At 33.0% G+C, this 1,184-nt stretch carries 1 protein-coding gene; it reads right to left on the reverse strand.

Features of this window, described 5'->3' with window-relative positions:
- Nucleotides 1-167 precede the first annotated feature (167 nt).
- Nucleotides 168-1,016, reverse strand: coding sequence for a TatD family hydrolase (locus METFODRAFT_RS09595; RefSeq protein WP_007045435.1), 849 nt, complete (start codon nucleotides 1,014-1,016; stop codon nucleotides 168-170).
- Nucleotides 1,017-1,184: the final 168 nt, after the last annotated feature.

The raw sequence follows: 1,184 nt of genomic DNA on the forward strand, positions 1-1,184 counted from the left end.
CTATTCGATATTACCAAATATTAAGTTTTCTATTAGTTAGTATGATGTTCGGAGATACTGATTAAAAGTCCTGTTTGGGTTAAATAATTAGATATTTGTTCAAATTTTCTTATGCATTTCAAGACGATTTTATGATTTTTATACAAGTTATTCAAAATGTTTTGAAATTAACCATAATTATCAATTTCAACATTATACAACTTTTCAATATTTTCTTTGTGGATTTTGAAGCATCCTTCTTCATCCAATAAGTCCATTTCCATGAGTTTCCTTGTTCTTCTTGGAACTGTTTTAATGCCCAAAACTACTCCCGGTCTTTTTAAATCATCTATATAATCCGTCTCCATAACAAACCTTAATGATTTTTTTACTGCACTTTCAACGGGTTTTGATGCAATTATTGATGGAAATATTTTATATTTCTCCCCTTCCAAAACCATATCCCCACAGTGGTGCTTTATAACCTTATCAGGATTTAGCCCAACCTCTTCTGCCATTTCAGAGAACTCCTTAAATTGCTCTTCTGTTGCAGATTCAGCGTGTATTTGGAGTGAGCAGTCAATATCCTTTGCAATCACCATTGCATATTTTAATATCTCATTGGATGCCTTCCATGTCTCTTCATCAACCTCATAATGTGGTCTTCCAACTTCCCCAATGCCAACAATAAAATCATTCTCCTCAACAAGTTTTTTTGCATAATTTAAGGCATCAATCATTTTTTCCTTTGCCTTCTCTAAGGAAATTCCCCTCTTTAACATGACAGTTAATTCTGCCGGATGAACTCCAACCAAACCAAACGCCTTAACATCCGTGTTTTTGTTTATCTTTTCAACATCCTTAACTAAAATATCCATGGATTTTGTTAAATTTCCGTCAAATGTAGGTTTGTTTAAAACAATCATCACCTTTCCTCCAGCATTGTAGAAGATTTTTGCAACCTTCTCCGCACCGTAGCCGTTCTCATTATCTACATGGATGTGGTTGTCAGTTATGGGAAGATTTTTAAGGTTCATATTAATCCTCCAAAATATGGTAATCCTAAAAGTTCAAATAACTGATAGTGTGATTTAACACTATTAAAATTAAGACCAAAAAATAGAAATAGGTAGTACTTAAATAACTCGTTAAAAACGGTGCATCTCCTATGCTAGCAGCACTTAATAGTATACTCACTATTCTAT

The sequence above is a fragment of the Methanotorris formicicus Mc-S-70 genome, from assembly GCF_000243455.1.
In the GTDB taxonomy this organism is placed as follows: Archaea; AGJL01; Methanococci; order Methanococcales; family Methanococcaceae; genus Methanotorris; species Methanotorris formicicus.